Below are 15,493 nucleotides of genomic sequence, written 5' to 3'. Positions count from 1 at the left end.
CTTGGACAGCGTCGACGTTAAGTGGTCTGGCGGCGCGGATTTCGTCCGCCCTATAAATCAAAGGTTTCAGACTTGTCTCCCTTCTCCCGCAAGCGGGAGAAGGGCCGGGGATGAGGGTGGTTCGGTACTCTGCATATGAGTTTATTTCAACTGAAAATTACTCTGCACTTCGACTGTATATCGATCTCCAACCTACTTCAAACGCCCTCACCCCAACCCCTCTCCCGCTTGCGGGCGAGGGGCTTTTCTATTTAGAAAATTATGGGTACAAGCCACGCACTTCACGCGCTTGCAACACGCGAGTACAAGCAATAATAAACGCAGCAGTACGTAAGGAAACGTTCTTATCTTCCGTTACATGCCACACAGAGTGGAACGCTTCTTTCATGATGCGGGTTAAGCGATTGTTGATTTCGTCTTCAGTCCAGAAATAGCTAGAGAAATCTTGTACCCATTCGAAGTAAGAAACGGTTACACCGCCAGCATTCGCAATAACGTCAGGTACTACTAAAACACCACGATCACGCAAGATGTCGTCCGCTTCTGGCGTGGTTGGACCATTCGCGCCTTCGAGAATAATCTTAGCGGTAATATGGTTCGCATTTGCTTCTGTGATTTGTTGTTCCAAAGCGGCTGGAATCAAGATATCGCATTGCACTTTCCAAAATTCTTCGTTTGGCAAAACAGCCTCGGCACCTGGGAAGCCAGCCACACTGCCGTTCGCGGCAACGTGATCGAGTAACTTCGGCACATCCAAACCATTTGAGTGGAAAATCGTACCGCCATGATCTTGAACCGCAACGACCTTTGAACCTGCTTCTGCGAACAAACGTGCTGCGATACCACCGACGTTACCGAAACCTTGCACCGCAATTTTTGCACCAGCAATCGTCACGCCTTTTTTCGCAGCAGCTTCGCAACCAACCACGAACACACCTCGACCTGTCGCTTCGCGACGGCCCAAACTACCACCTAAAGAAATTGGTTTACCAGTCACTACACCAGTCGCAGTACGGCCTTCGTTCATGGAGTAAGTATCCATCATCCATGCCATCGTTTGTTCGTTGGTGTTGACGTCTGGTGCTGGAATATCTTTATCTGGGCCAATGATGATACCGATCTCAGATGTATAACGACGCGTCATACGCATCAATTCACCGCGTGACAAAGTTTTTGGATCAACACGGATACCGCCTTTTGCACCACCGTAAGGAACGTTGACTGCTGAGTTCTTAATTGTCATCCAAGCAGACAAAGCCATCACTTCTGACAAAGTCACATCTTGGTGAAAACGCACGCCACCTTTACCCGGGCCGCGAGAAGTATTGTGTTGTACACGATAACCTTCGAAGTGCGCAATCGTGCCGTCATCACGTTCGATAGGTACGTCAACCACCAAAATACGCTTAGGACGTTTCAATGTTTCGACCCAACGCGACAAACTGCCGAGGTAAGGAGTAACACGATCAATTTGTTCCAGATACACATTCCATGGACCCGTCGCGTGTGGGGTAAGGTAGGACGGGATTTGGTGATTACTAGACATGGTAAGTCTCGCTTTTCAGTAGATTAGATCTTGAAAGAATGAATAATTGTTTTGACCGAATGGTGTTCGCTTACACAAACCAAGCCGATCAAAGGCAGCGCATCTTAAGGCAAGACACTTACCCGTCTCCAATGCTTTGTTTGCATTTATCTATGCGTGATACGCATAGTTATGCTTTTAGACATTTTCCATCAAAACGATTGCAACTTAAATTACCAACCAACGACAAGCTAATTCTTAGAAAAATAGCGCAATGATCGAGCATGAATAGCTGCGAGATAAAAACAGAAAGCTACAGAAATAGGTTTTACGAATATTTTCGGATGGAGGGAATGGGCGTAAAAAAACTAAGCTGCTACTACAAATACATCGAGAAGCTTGGCAATGTAGTGTGTGAAGAACTTCAGGAAAATCCAATGCAGATCAATTTTTGTTCAACGATGTTTTGGAGAGCCAGACAATAAAAAAGATCACTCAAATAAAAAAGATCGCTTACACAGCAAGCGATCTTTTTTATTGCCAGAATATGACGCGGTAATTCTATAACTAAGTGATTTCGATTCTTGGTAATTTAACGAATCAAAGAGAAAACAAACTTTTCAACGCTACTCAGTTGCGCACAAGTGTCCTATTTGACTTAGGCACTCACCTGCTCATGAGCAGCTTGAGAAGTTGTTTTGTTCAACGCACTCAACAATGCTTGATCGACTACGTGATCCACTGAGACCACTTTAGCGCGCCCTTCACGGAAATTTTTCTCTAATTCATTAATCGCCACAGAGAATGATTTCTCTTTTTGACTAGATGTAAAAATAAACAGACTGCGCATAGGGCTAACCCAAGCGAGTCGAACTTTTTGTAGGCTGTCATCTAGCATGCGGAATTGCACCCAAACGCCGCGCTCTAAATTGGCGACGGTTGCTACCGCATCTTCAATTGCTTGTTCTACCTTGGCGACTAAATCTTCCTCGCGAATGATGACGTCATTGAGTTCGGGCAGATAAAAATCAACTGGTTGCGCTTGCGCATCAGCGGCCTGAGCTTCTGCTGCAAGCTGTTTGGCTTTTTCTTCAGCAGCGAGTTTCGCGTCGGCCTTGGCTTTTTCCATCGCAAGGGCAACAAGTCGGGCTTTCTCTGCCTCTTCTGCTGCGGCCTTGGCTTTCGCTTCTGCTTCTGCCTTTGCTCTTTGTTCTAGACGACGCTCAGTGGCAATCTTGGCTGCCTCAACAGCGATTTCCATTTGTCGCTCTGGCGACAACTCAAGTGGCGCTCTAACGATTGAAGCGTGACATTCGGCTAAGTCAGCAAAAAATTGAACGCGATCTGCATCTTCCCACTTGATCAGACTCAGCCATTTATTTAGTCGCGCCAAAATTCCCGGCAAACGATTAATCATGTCTTGGCGTTGCGCCAAAGTGAATTTCGGCTTGATACTCCAAATCAAATCATCCATCGTTTTGATGGCATCTTCGACTGCATGCGGTTTTTGATCTTGCACGCTATACGCCAAGGTCAGAACTTTTTTCCATCGATTCTCTAAGAAAGTTTCGACAAACGCCATCACCTCACCAGTCCCAATGCGCATCGAGACATCGTTGTTCGCAGAGATACTAGCTTGAACAAACTTCTCTCTTTGCAATGCTCGATTAATTGGCGCTTGCAAAGCTTCGATGGTGGCGGCTTCTTCTTTCTGAATGAAAGATTCAAGATCAGTGACAACCTCGTCGAACAAACTGAGCTGTTGATCAAACTCATTTTGCACCCGCGCTACATTGCGCTGCATTTCCTGAAATAGAGGATCAGCTTGTCCTTTCGCTGGATCAAGCGCAGAGCTATACTTAGAAAGTAAATCAATTAAGCGGCGCGCAGGATGAGAGTCTTGAAAAAAGAAATCTTTATCGATCAACGCGGCTTTGAGCACTGGCACTTGCAATGCACTAATTAAGTCTTTAATCGGATCGGCGATTTCTTGATTGCTTAAGACACCATCAAACACATGCGACATCAAGTCAAAGGTATGTTTTTCAACACCGCTATGAAACATCGCTGGCATTTCTTGTCGCAGATGGGACAAACGCACGGCTTGCTGCGCACCAGATACAAGCTGGTGAATCGCCATATTTTTTTGTACGCCTGCAAGATACTGAAACAACTCGGAATTAGCTGGTTGAAAGCTGGCGGCACCAATATTGTAAGGAACAGCACCTGCGCCTGTCGACATGCCTTGCTGTTGTGGCACTTGCGCTTCAGCGCCAGGCGGCATTCCTGACTGAGCTGAAAAATACTGCTCTAATTTCTTTGTAACTTCGTTCTTAACCGCTTCGCCTAATCTGGCAGCTTCGGCGCTCGCCTGTTTGCGCTTTAAACGATAAGTTTCTTGCAGATCTGGCAGCACCCCACGCACGACCAATAATTCATTCAAACCGTGATACAGCGGCGTCAAATCAAAAATCAGATCGCTTAATAAAGGCAATGCAAAATCATGCGCTGCTTTTTCTGGATTAAATTCGCACCACGCCGTATTTAAGGCCTGTAAAAACACTTCAGGTCGGAATGGATTCTGGCTCAAGTTCAAGGTCTCTAAACCTAATAAACTCGCAAGGCGCATATTTAATGCAGCCAAACTTTCTGCATGGGTCAATTCGAGTGAACGGCTGGCGCGGCTGATGCTCAGCTTTAAATCCATCTCCTCATAAGAAACCAACGTCATTCCTTCATCAGAAATAGTGACTGGCTTTTTCTTATCATTGCTTCGTAAAGCAGCAACTTCGTTCTTTAAAATTTTCTCGATCGCACCCGAGCACAAATAATAGTAGGTGTAGGTGCTATTTTTTAATAGTTGCGCGCCATGAAAATACAAATTGGCTTCTTTGGCATCACTCGACTCTTCTGATTTCACAAACAAGGCATGTGATAAGCGCGCAGAAAAAGCATCGATCTGTGGCGTGATTAATTGATAGGCGTGCTGCAGCAAAGCCTGCCAGGTGTCCAATTTTTCTAAAGGAATTGGCGCTACCGCATGAGGACTTTTATCTGCCTGCTTTTGATGTACCGGATTCATCGACATAAAAGTTTTTTTACAACACACACCTTAAAAGCTACTTCACTAAAAACAGCATGACCACAAAATCAACAACTGAACGTCAGCTTCAGAAACAATATGTAAATTAGTCGCATCATTTGAAGGACTATATTCAATTAATTTCCACATGGAAATGTTCGAAACGCAATTCCGCTCATTTTTTAAGCATTTTTTTATGTTAGATCAGTTTTTCTTTGATTTTATTGTTTTTATTTTATGGTTATGCATGAAATTCTTGATTCAAAATAAATTCAATTAGAACAAGCACTACTAAAGTAAATCAAGAATTAAGCTTCTGATAAGCTTGGATATCTCCACACTTAAACTCCCTTTGCTCTAAAATACGAGGTTTTCGAGGAACGCCAGCCTTCTCGTGCTTGCCACTCCTGCAATCTACCTTGCAAACTATTCTATGTCAAAGAAATTACCAACAAATGTCACACCTGCATCGTTCGAAAGTGCGATGGCTGAGCTTAGTGAATTGGTGTCGCAAATGGAGACTGGCCAACTACCATTAGAAGCTTCTGTAACGGCATACCAACGCGGTTCTGAATTAATTAAATACTGTGCCTCACAATTAGAAAAAGTAGAACAACAAGTGAAAATTCTTGATGCTGGCATGCTCAAGCCGTTTAGCACTGACACTGGCGACACGAATGCCAACAATCAAAATAATCAAGAGAGCATTGCATGAGCGGACCATTCCAAACTTGGATGACCTCCACCCAAGCCGCAGTTGAAATCGCACTTACGCAATACTTACCAGCGCCTACACAACTGCCACAAAAGCTGCATGAAGCGATGGCTTATGCAGTGCTCGACGGTGGTAAACGCGTACGTCCTCTATTAGTCTTCGCTGCGGGTAATTTATTTTCAGCGCCAAATGAGCTCTTATCTCGTGCTGCCTGTGCCGTCGAAATGATTCATGCTTACTCACTAGTACATGATGACATGCCTTGCATGGATGATGATGCACTTCGTCGTGGCAAACCAACCGTTCATAAGAAATATGATGAAGCAACGGCATTATTGGTTGGCGATGCCTTGCAAGCCCAAGCGTTTTTAGTATTGAGTGAAGCCCAAGCAGAAGCGGATCGCAAACTGCCAATGTTGCAATTATTAGCACACGCTTCAGGTTCATTAGGTATGTGCGGCGGTCAAGCGATTGACTTAGACAGTGTTGGAATCGCCCTCAATATCACCGAGTTAGAACAAATGCACAGACTCAAAACGGGTGCATTACTACGCGCATCGGTTTTATTGGGTGCAATGAGCGGCAAACATTTAAGCGAAGCAGAAACAAGCGCGCTAGATGACTATGCGCGTGCGATAGGCTTAGCATTTCAAGTGGTTGATGATGTCTTGGATGCGACTGCCGATTCTGCAACCTTAGGTAAAACAGCGGGCAAAGACGCTGCCGATAATAAGCCTACTTATGTATCTTTATTAGGTTTAGAAGCGTCGCGCCAATTGGCGCAAAAGCTATGCAGCGATGCCCATCATGCCTTATCAATTTTCGGAGAGTCCGCCCAATATCTGCATGATTTAGCAGATCTCATCGTTCAGCGGAAAGCATAATAATGTCCCTACTTCATACGATTAATTCGCCAGCAGATTTACGCCAGCTTAACCGCAATCAATTAACTTCATTGGCAGATGAATTGCGCCAATACGTGATTGATTCTGTGTCAAAAACCGGTGGACATTTATCGTCTAATCTCGGCACAGTGGAACTGACGATCGCTTTACACTACGTATTTAATACTCCCGAAGATCGCTTGGTATGGGACGTCGGTCATCAAACCTATCCGCACAAAATTCTGACCGGGCGTCGTGATCAGATGCATAGTCTGCGTCAGCTTGATGGTATCTCAGGTTTTCCGCGTCGGATCGAAAGTGAATACGATACCTTTGGTACTGCGCATTCTTCCACCTCGATTTCTGCAGCGCTTGGTATGGCCTTGGCAGCACGCACCAAAAATGAATCGCGTCATGCGGTGGCGATTATTGGAGATGGCTCAATGACAGCCGGTATGGCATTCGAAGCATTGAATAATGCGGGCGTGTACGACGATATCAATATGCTGGTCGTATTGAACGATAACGACATGTCGATTTCACCACCTGTTGGCGCGTTAAATCGTTATCTGGCACGCTTGATGTCTGGTAAATTTTATGCCGCCGCGCGCAATGTTGGTAAGTCGGTCTTACCGCCGCCGATGTTGGAACTAGCACGCCGTTTTGAAGAACATGCCAAAGGCATGATCGTCCCCGCAACGATGTTTGAAGAATTTGGCTTTAACTATATTGGCCCGATTGATGGACATGATTTGGAATCCTTAATTCCAACTTTGCAAAATATTAAAAACCTCAAAGGTCCACAATTTTTGCACGTGGTCACTAAAAAAGGTCAAGGCTATAAACTGGCGGAAGCCGATCCAATTTTGTATCACGGGCCAGGTAAATTTAATCCAGCAGAAGGAATCAAACCTGCTACGGCACCTGCCAAGAAAACCTATACACAAGTTTTCGGTGATTGGTTATGCGATATGGCAGCGACCGATGACAAATTGATCGGCATCACTCCCGCGATGCGCGAAGGCTCAGGCATGGTGGAATTTGAACAACGCTTCCCACAACGTTATTACGACGTTGGTATTGCAGAACAGCATTCCGTCACCTTTGCTGGTGGCTTAGCGACCGAAGGCTTAAAACCTGTGGTGGCGATTTATTCGACCTTCTTACAACGCGCTTATGATCAATTGATTCATGATGTCGCTTTACAAAATTTGGATGTGACCTTTGCCCTAGATCGCGCTGGTCTAGTCGGTGCCGATGGTGCGACCCATGCAGGCAATTATGATCTCGCCTACTTGCGCTGCATTCCGAATATGGTGGTGATGGCGGCAAGTGACGAGAATGAATGTCGACAAATGCTGACGACCGGTTATCACTATCCGGGCCCAGCGGCAATCCGCTACCCACGCGGTGCGGGTATTGGTGCTGCTATCGACAAAGAATTGAGTTCGCTACCAATCGGCAAAGCTGAATTGAAACGTCAAGGCAATAAAGTTGCGATTCTCGCTTTTGGTTCTATGGTGCATCCGTCTTTACTCGCTGCGGAAGCACTCGATGCAAGCTTGGTCAATATGCGTTTTATCAAGCCGATTGATACGGAGATGATCAAAGAAATGGCGGCCAGCCATGACGCTATTGTCACCGTCGAAGAAGGCTGCACGATGGGCGGCGCTGGTTCGGCAGTGGCAGAAGCTTTAGCACAAGCAGGGATAGTAAAACCCATGTTGATCTTAGGTTTGCCAGATAAATTTGTCGATCATGGTGACCCTGCGCTGCTGTTAGCACAATGCGGATTGAACGCTGAAGGCATAGAAGCGTCGATTCGCCATCGTTTCTTTTAATGCTTTAATTGACGCATTAATAATCCGATTCATCACAAAAAAAACCGCGCATCTTAAGAAAAGAGCGCGGTTTTTTTATGCAATGATTTTTATGCTGCTATTTTTTATTGCTCTATACATCTTGCTCTACACATCTTGTTCGACTAAAGCAGCACGAATATCTTCTCGACTTAAACTCGGCGCAAATTTTTGAATGAAATCGTAAGTGTAGGCACGCAGATAAGCTCCACGTCGTACCGCCAAGCGTGTGACATTCGATTGGAATAGATGCGATGCCGATATTGTTCGCAGACCTTGGGCACGTTGATTATCGGCCCCAGATTCAATCGCCATCGACGCGACCAAACCCACACCTAATCCAAGTGCGACGTATTGTTGAATCACGTCAGAATCCATCGCAGTTAATACGATAACGATCAGCCAGCCAATCAAGTTGAACCAGCTCTAATAATTTGGTGACTTTCTCTTTGATTTGCGTTTCAGATGGACGCAGGTGGCGCGGTTTTACACGCAAGCAAAACGCAATATTTTCAAAAATCGTCATGTGTTTAAACAGAGCATAGTGCTGGAATACAAAGCCAACCTGACGTTCACGCACATGCTGATTCGAAGCATCCTCGCCATCCAGCAAAACCTGACCGCTATCAGCATATTCCAAGCCAGCAATAATCCGCAACAAGGTCGTCTTGCCACAGCCCGATGGTCCTAACAATGCCGTTAATTCGCCATTCGGAAAATCCAAAGACACATTATCTAAGGCAGTAAAATTGCCGAAGCGTTTTTGCAATTGATTAACAGCGATGCTCATGTTTATTTCCGATCTTTCAAATATTTAGGTTCGTACTCCCTTCTCCCGCAAGCGGGAGAAGGGTTGGGGATGAGGGGCGTTGAGTAAGACTATTCATGATTCATTTGCCAATACTCAAGTTAGCCAAGGATTTTCAACAAAGATTTCGCTTATCTGAACCACCCGCACCCCAACCCTCTCCCGCTTGCGGGAGAGGGAGCTTTGCACCTGCGTTCCTGAGATAGATATTTTGGTCTACTCCTGCGGAATACGCTGACGCGATTCGTCCGTCTTCCATTCCACAATCGTCTTCAAGGCCAATGTCACTAGTGCTAACAAGGTCAACAATGAAGCCACCGCAAATGCCGCAACAAAGTTATATTCGTTATACAAAATCTCCACTTGCAAAGGCAAAGTATTGGTCTCGCCGCGGATGTGACCAGATACCACCGATACCGCGCCAAACTCCCCCATCGCACGCGCATTACACAGAATCACGCCATACAACAAACCCCATTTAATATTCGGCAAAGTCACATGCCAAAAAGTCTTCCAACCCGATGCACCTAATACCAAGGCAGCCTCTTCTTCCTCGCTACCTTGTGCCTGCATCAAAGGAATCAATTCACGCGCGACAAAAGGAAAAGTCACAAAAATCGTCGCCAACACAATGCCCGGCACCGCAAACAAAATTTTGATATCGTGTTCACGCAGCCACTCGCCAAACCAACCTTGCGCGCCAAACAATAAGACATAAATCAAGCCCGAAATCACGGGTGAAACAGAAAACGGTAAATCGATTAAGGTCAACAAAACATTCTTGCCACGGAATTCAAACTTGGCAATCGCCCATGCGGCAGACACACCGAAAACCAAGTTCAAAGGAACCGCAATGGCCGCAGCAATTAAGGTTAATTTAATCGCGGACACTGCGTCTGGTTCTTGGATAGACGCTAGATAAACATCCCAGCCTTTACGCAAAGCTTCGGTGAACACTGCCACCAGAGGAATGAACAAAAACAAGGCAACAAAGGCCAATCCGAGTGCTATCAGTAAAGCTCTTACCCAAAACGGTTCTACTGTCGCTTGCAACTGCAATGGAGGTTCCGCGCGTTTCGCAGTCAATATGTGCGCAGTCAATGTTTGTGAAGTCATTACGCTCTCCCCGCTGTTTGACGACGCCGCGTCCATGCTTGCAGCGCGTTAATCGCCAATAACAAAATGAAGGAAATAATCAACATCACCACCGCAATCGCGGTTGCACCTGCATAGTCGTATTGTTCAAGTTTAGTGATCATAAACAGTGGTGTGATTTCAGAAATCATCGGCATATTGCCCGCGATGAAAATCACTGAGCCGTATTCACCCGTAGCACGCGCAAACGCCAAAGCGAAACCGGTTAACACTGCTGGCAAAATCGTGGGGAAAATCACGCGCACAAATGTTTGCCAATGGCTAGCGCCCAAACTAATTGCGGCCTCTTCTAATTCTTTTTCAGCTTCTTCTAACACCGGTTGCACCGTACGCACTACAAAAGGCAAGCCAATAAAAATCAATGCAATCAAGACGCCCAAAGGGGTATAAGCGACTTTGACATCAAACGGTGCTAACAACTTTCCTAGCCATCCATTCGGTGCATACAGGGTCGCTAAAGTGATGCCAGCAATCGCAGTTGGCAACGCAAAAGGTAAGTCCACGAAAGCGTCGATCAAACGCTTTCCCGGGAATTGATAGCGCACCAGCACCCACGCCAAAATGCCGCCAAAAATCACATTAATAAAGGCCGCGAGCAAGGATGCACCAAAGGTCAAGCGATACGAAGCCAGCACGCGCTCGGAAGTGACCGTTTGCCAAAACGCATCCCAAGTCATGCTAAAGGTTTTAATGAAGACCGCAGACAAAGGAATAAGGACGATCAGGCCCAGATAAAACAAGGTAAATCCTAGCGATAAATGAAAACCGGGAATCACCCGTCGCGACTTTGCCCGCTTGTTTGATAGAAATGTCATGCACAGCCTTTATTACTGGATAAGCTTTAGATGACAAATGATTGCATGATCAAGTTATATGGAAAACGATTTTTTTCATATTTCTATAGTCGATTTCTGCATAAGCTGACTTAATGTCTAAGGCTCAAGGACCTTATCGCTCAACAACAAGCTTGCCGAGGCGATGTATTCGAGACCGTTTGTTGACGTCGCTGGGATGGCGCTCCCTCAGGATTGATCAGATGAGAACGCGCAATATCAATCGCGTTACCTTGCATTGCAAAAGCGAGTCGATAATCGGCAAATTCGCGCAACTTCTCAAACGCGGTCAATTGATCGACTTTACGCAAAATAATTAAACAAGATTGTCGCGCCGCTTGTCTGAGTAAATCTTCAAACAGCCAAGCATTCTCATCCGCCAAACTTTGTTCAAAAGTGAGCTTCAATACATCCGGCTGTACCCGTTCGAGTAAGTCAAAAGCTTGCTCGATATTTTGTGCATGAAGTGCGAGTCGGAATCCGTTGCGACGATAATTATCAGCAACATGGGTAATCGCCCAACGTTGACTAGGAACAATCGCTGGCAATTGCAAAACAATTCTTTGCTGTGGGATATCTAACTTGGCGAGTACGCGCTGAAAGGCAGCACCATGATTACCAGCAACCGCCGTTAATAGGCGATTATGTACACTCAAATATAATTCCAAATTGTCGGCAGTCGCCTGACGGAAAAAGTTAATGGCATGCAGTAAGCGACACAAACGATCTAACTCGACTGACTCATCATCGGAACTCGCATGCTCTAATAATTTCCAGATACTGAGCCCTTGATCATTGACCGAAAAGGTACGGACAAAGGCCTCGTAGGCAAGCAAACCTAAATCTTCGCCAGACCGTATAGGCTGAAATACACTGCTTAAACGTGCATTAAAAAACCGTGCCGAAATACGGCCATCTTTTCTTGGAAATAATTGACTAGCACTTTGTGTTGCTAAACTATTTAAATAATGACTCAAGCCCGCATATGCCATTCTTATTCCTTTCCAATAATCGTATCGAACCAGCTTAAAACAGGCCTTAAGAAAAACCAACGAAGTAATTTGCACTTGCTTAGATGACTTGTGTCTATCGGCATTTCGTCCGCATAAAAAACAAAAAAAGCGCGACATACAAACATTCGCAAGAGAAAACATCTCCAGAAAATATCGCTATGTCGCGCAACACCAAGATCAGACTAACTTAGTTGTGTCATCAAAACCGAGGGGGGAGAGTTTTGATGGAGACTAAAACATTTCAACTACGTTCAATAAGCATCTGATTGCCGATTCCGTATCACCATGACTTGGGGATCACAATGAAGAAAAACATGATCAGCAACTTCCGCAACGACACATCGATGCGCTAGACGATTATTAGTCGCTGGCAGTTGAATCAAACCACTACCCTTACTTTGCTTGATAAATTTGATCGAATACACCTCCATCAGAAAAATGTTCTTTTTGCGCTTTACTCCAACCACCAAATACTTGATCAATCTTGAATAAATTCACTTTCGCAAATTGTCCTGCGTACTTCTTCGCTGCGCGTTCAGAAGTTGGACGATAAAAATGTTTGCCGATCAAATCTTGCGCTTCGTCTGTGTAGAGATAATTCAGATACGCTTCCGCCACTTTTCTAGTTCCGCGTTTATCTACGGTTTTATCAACTACCGTTACCGGTGGCTCGGCCAAAATACTTAAACTCGGCGTGACGATCTGCAACTTATCGGCGCCAAATTCTTTCAATGCGAGATAGGCTTCGTTTTCCCAAGTGATCAATACATCGCCAATGCCGCGCTCAGAAAACGTTACGGTAGAACCGCGTGCGCCAGAATCCAACACTGGCACATTTTTGTAGAGCTTTTGCACAAAATCTTTGGCCGTTACATTGCTGCCTGCTTTTTTTTTAAAGCATAGCCCCATGCGGCCAAATAATTCCAGCGTGCGCCGCCAGACGTTTTCGGATTCGGCGTGATGACTGCCACCCCAGGTTTGACCAAATCATTCCAATCTTTAATTGCTTTTGGATTTCCTTTGCGCACCAAAAAAACGATCGTCGAGGTATAAGGCGAGGCATTGTGCGCAAGTCGCTTCTGCCACGCTTTATCCACCAAACCTTTTTCGGCAACGGCATCAATGTCATAGGCCAAGGCCAAAGTCAACACATCAGCATCCAAGCCATCAATCACAGCACGTGCCTGCTTACCCGAACCACCGTGCGATTGCTTAATCGTGAGTTCATCGCCCGTTTTGCTTTGCCAATACTTCGCAAATCCGGCGTTCACGTCTTGGTATAACTCGCGAGTTGGGCCGTAAGAGACATTGAGTAACGTAAGGTCAGCAGCGTAGGCAATTGGAGCCGCGGCTAATGCGCTCAATGCAGAAACACAGACAAGTAATTTAAAAAATTTCATCTTCGTCATCCCCATACAGAAATTGAATTAATCGATATATGGAGATTAAAGATTCAAATGCGTGTTGAGAACGAATGATTTCAAGTTTGCTTATGTGTTTTTTGATCGTAAGTGAAAGTCTAAAGATTACTCCAAAGCCAAACGCAACAAACTAGGAGTCTGCCCAGTCCAGCGCTTGAACGAGCGGCGGAAATTCGTCGCATCGTGAAACCCAAGATAGGCAGCGACCCCTTCGTTATCCATTTCTTGAAAATGGAAAAGGTAGAGCGCCATGTGCGTGCGAACCTGATCTAGCTCTGCTTGAAAGTGAGTACCGTGTCTGGCAAGGTGCCGTTTGAAGGTGGCGATGCTACAGTCAAAATGTTGCGCCGCTTTTTCTAAGCTCGGCGCGCAGCGTAGATTGAGGGCTAGGTAGTCATACAATTGCGGAATGATGCTTTGCGCTGGTGGCTGATTTAATGCTGCGGTAGTCGCTTGCTTAATCGCGACATCGGCGCTGACAGCATTTGCTCGTGGCCACGGCACATCCAAATATTCAGCAGGAATCATCATCGCATCAAGATAACAATTGAAACGTAAATCGCGACCTAGATGGACTTGATGTTGTTCTATGTGTTGGGCGCGGCTGCGATTAAAACAATAACGCCAAGGCAGGCGTTGTTCACTGAGCCAGCGGCACATTGCAGTTACGGCAGTCATATGCATTTCTACCAAAAAAGGCAGCATCTCTGGTGCGCCCCAATGATCCATCCAGTACAAGATCACTTGCCCATTTTCTTCTTTCAATCGCGGCGTCAAAAGCGGGCACAAGCTAGTTCGAAACTGCACCAGAATTCGCAAAGCCTGACGTAGAGTCTGCGCATATAGCAGCGCTTGACTGGCACTCCCATAATGACCCGGCAGCATGTGTTGGCCGAGTATAAAACTCGTGTCTTTGCTATGCGACTGCCGAGCTAGATACTGCAGCAACTTTAAATATTGCTCGGGACTGATTTTGCGCTCTGGCCATGTGAAGTCTTCCCCATCTAGCTTACATGCCTTGCGCGCTCCGACTAAGTCCACTTCTAAACGCTGAGCACTCTGCCACGCCAGCATGGCATGATGCTGGGCTAACAAACAGGGATCACTACTAGAAAAATAAGCCATCAGATAAGGGGCGTTTCAGCTAAACACCGCTGTTCGCGGCATACCTGCAAGCGCTTCTGTTTCTTCGCTGTGCTGTGCGAGCGAATCGAGCGGATCAAGTCGCACTAACAAATCGTCAAGTTGCACGACCGCCTCACTACAAACAGCACGCAAAGTGATTGGCACTTGACGGGTCTGCGTGTAAAAGTGCATCTGCGCTACCATCGCACATAAATGATTGACCTTTTTCTGTGCAAAATCTAGCGTGGTAGATGGCATATAAATAGCAAATCGATCGCCCGCATAGCGACATAGCACATCTTGATTCGACAAATTCAGTAACAACATATGCGCCACTGCTTGCAATGCCCGGTCGCCCTCTTCTACGCCGCAATCACGATTTAGGAGATGGAAGGAATTGATATCCAACAGCGCAACACAATTCGAGACATCAGAATGGCGTCCCTGCTCCATCGTAATTAAGCGACGAAGATAAGTCGCATCGACTAATTGTGTCACACGATCAAAAGCCAAATGATCACGAAACAAGCGTTCGCGCTTTTTCAAATGCTGATTGAGCGAAAACTGTTCATGACGCCAAAAGTACAAACCAGCCGTTAAGACCAACATACCACCCAAAGTAAATCCGGCTTCTAGCCAATGATCCCACAATTGTTCTTTGCCGACGCGATAAAACTCATCCATACAATCAACCCACGCACCAAGCATGATCAAGCCCATACCAGCTGCGAGCAGATATGTGACTTTGCCACGCGGTCTGCTGCTAAGCGTCATCACTAACCACAAACCTGCCATCACCGCCGTTCCACCCTCGGCAATCACATCCAGCCATTGAATTGACTCAAATGGCTTTGCTAGGCCGATCGTGCTAAACGCAGCCAAGCTAAGTAAGAGAGCAAACGCAAAAATTGAAAGTGGTGTTTTATGAAGTGAAAGCATGATGGCTCGCGCTATTAATAGATCCAGACTGGACGGTGCGCGCGAGACTATACGGCTTACATGACAAGAAAATGACAAGTACCGCTATTTCCCAAAAACTGGAAATGCGCAGCATGAAAAACAACACAGGTGCA

General features: G+C 45.9%; 10 protein-coding genes and 3 pseudogenes. 3 read left to right on the top strand and 10 right to left on the bottom strand.

Going from position 1 to position 15,493, the window contains the following annotated elements; genetic code table 11:
• Nucleotides 1-259: 259 nt before the first annotated feature.
• The gene (locus KDM92_RS13465; RefSeq protein ID WP_212684979.1) at nt 260-1,546 is read right to left on the bottom strand and encodes a Glu/Leu/Phe/Val family dehydrogenase; all 1,287 of its coding nucleotides are present in this window, start codon (nt 1,544-1,546) and stop codon (nt 260-262) included.
• A gap of 637 nt (nt 1,547-2,183) precedes the next feature.
• Entirely contained in the window at nt 2,184-4,613 is a 2,430-nt protein-coding gene (locus tag KDM92_RS13460) for a DUF1631 family protein (RefSeq protein WP_212684978.1), read from the bottom strand.
• Between the two features lie 427 nt (nt 4,614-5,040).
• On the opposite strand from KDM92_RS13460, the gene KDM92_RS13455 reads away from it, so the two are divergent.
• Genes KDM92_RS13455 through dxs form a run of 3 tightly spaced genes read left to right on the top strand, consistent with a single transcriptional unit; the run spans nt 5,041 to nt 8,047 of the window.
• Nucleotides 5,041-5,322 (top strand): exodeoxyribonuclease VII small subunit, encoded by a 282-nt coding sequence (locus tag KDM92_RS13455; protein ID WP_189347258.1) that lies wholly within the window; start codon nt 5,041-5,043, stop codon nt 5,320-5,322.
• On the top strand, nt 5,319-6,206 hold the full coding sequence (locus KDM92_RS13450) for a polyprenyl synthetase family protein (RefSeq protein ID WP_212684977.1): 888 nt from the start codon (nt 5,319-5,321) through the stop codon (nt 6,204-6,206). Before KDM92_RS13455 ends, KDM92_RS13450 begins: the two co-directional genes overlap by 4 nt.
• Nucleotides 6,207-6,208: 2 nt before the next feature.
• On the top strand, nt 6,209-8,047 hold the full coding sequence (gene dxs / locus KDM92_RS13445; protein WP_212684976.1) for a 1-deoxy-D-xylulose-5-phosphate synthase: 1,839 nt from the start codon (nt 6,209-6,211) through the stop codon (nt 8,045-8,047).
• Between the two features lie 126 nt (nt 8,048-8,173).
• Here dxs and KDM92_RS13440 read toward each other — a convergent pair.
• From KDM92_RS13440 to KDM92_RS13405, 8 genes and pseudogenes are all read right to left on the bottom strand, one after another.
• Nucleotides 8,174-8,458 (bottom strand): annotated as a pseudogene (locus tag KDM92_RS13440) (transcriptional regulator); the annotation flags it as partial.
• Nucleotides 8,457-8,855 (bottom strand): annotated as a pseudogene (locus KDM92_RS13435) (sulfate/molybdate ABC transporter ATP-binding protein); the annotation flags it as partial. The pseudogenes KDM92_RS13435 and KDM92_RS13440, both read right to left, overlap by 2 nt.
• A 234-nt stretch (nt 8,856-9,089) precedes the next feature.
• Nucleotides 9,090-9,989 (bottom strand): sulfate ABC transporter permease subunit CysW, encoded by a 900-nt coding sequence (gene cysW / locus KDM92_RS13430; RefSeq protein WP_212684975.1) that lies wholly within the window; start codon nt 9,987-9,989, stop codon nt 9,090-9,092.
• Nucleotides 9,989-10,843 carry a sulfate ABC transporter permease subunit CysT gene (cysT, locus tag KDM92_RS13425; protein WP_212684974.1) on the bottom strand — a complete coding sequence of 285 codons (855 nt, stop codon included), beginning with the start codon at nt 10,841-10,843 and terminating at the stop codon, nt 9,989-9,991. The genes cysW and cysT overlap by 1 nt, the downstream gene beginning before the upstream one ends.
• Nucleotides 10,844-10,983: 140 nt before the next feature.
• On the bottom strand, nt 10,984-11,853 hold the full coding sequence (locus KDM92_RS13420; RefSeq protein WP_212684973.1) for an EAL domain-containing protein: 870 nt from the start codon (nt 11,851-11,853) through the stop codon (nt 10,984-10,986).
• Nucleotides 11,854-12,267: 414 nt separating this feature from the next.
• Nucleotides 12,268-13,283 (bottom strand): annotated as a pseudogene (locus KDM92_RS13415) (sulfate ABC transporter substrate-binding protein).
• Nucleotides 13,284-13,400: 117 nt separating this feature from the next.
• Nucleotides 13,401-14,390, bottom strand: coding sequence for an AraC family transcriptional regulator (locus tag KDM92_RS13410; protein WP_230408353.1), 990 nt, complete (start codon nt 14,388-14,390; stop codon nt 13,401-13,403).
• Between the two features lie 45 nt (nt 14,391-14,435).
• Nucleotides 14,436-15,359, bottom strand: coding sequence for a GGDEF domain-containing protein (locus tag KDM92_RS13405; RefSeq protein WP_212684971.1), 924 nt, complete (start codon nt 15,357-15,359; stop codon nt 14,436-14,438).
• Nucleotides 15,360-15,493 lie beyond the last annotated feature (134 nt).

The organism is Affinundibacterium baiyunense (genome assembly GCF_018139645.1).
GTDB classification, from domain to species: Bacteria; Pseudomonadota; Gammaproteobacteria; order Burkholderiales; family Burkholderiaceae_D; genus Undibacterium; species Undibacterium baiyunense.
Note: the sequence above shows the minus strand (reverse complement) of the source record. Positions and strands in the feature narration are given on the sequence as shown.

Bases quoted from the DNA above. Each gene is read 5' to 3' on its own strand.
- KDM92_RS13465 (WP_212684979.1), bottom strand. From the start codon at position 1,546: ATGTCTAGTAATCACCAAATCCCGTCCTACCTTACCCCACACGCGACG.
- KDM92_RS13460 (WP_212684978.1), bottom strand. From the start codon at position 4,613: ATGTCGATGAATCCGGTACATCAAAAGCAGGCAGATAAAAGTCCTCAT.
- KDM92_RS13455 (WP_189347258.1), top strand. From the start codon at position 5,041: ATGTCAAAGAAATTACCAACAAATGTCACACCTGCATCGTTCGAAAGT.
- KDM92_RS13450 (WP_212684977.1), top strand. From the start codon at position 5,319: ATGAGCGGACCATTCCAAACTTGGATGACCTCCACCCAAGCCGCAGTT.
- dxs (WP_212684976.1), top strand. From the start codon at position 6,209: ATGTCCCTACTTCATACGATTAATTCGCCAGCAGATTTACGCCAGCTT.
- cysW (WP_212684975.1), bottom strand. From the start codon at position 9,989: ATGACTTCACAAACATTGACTGCGCACATATTGACTGCGAAACGCGCG.
- cysT (WP_212684974.1), bottom strand. From the start codon at position 10,843: ATGACATTTCTATCAAACAAGCGGGCAAAGTCGCGACGGGTGATTCCC.
- KDM92_RS13420 (WP_212684973.1), bottom strand. From the start codon at position 11,853: ATGGCATATGCGGGCTTGAGTCATTATTTAAATAGTTTAGCAACACAA.
- KDM92_RS13405 (WP_212684971.1), bottom strand. From the start codon at position 15,359: ATGCTTTCACTTCATAAAACACCACTTTCAATTTTTGCGTTTGCTCTC.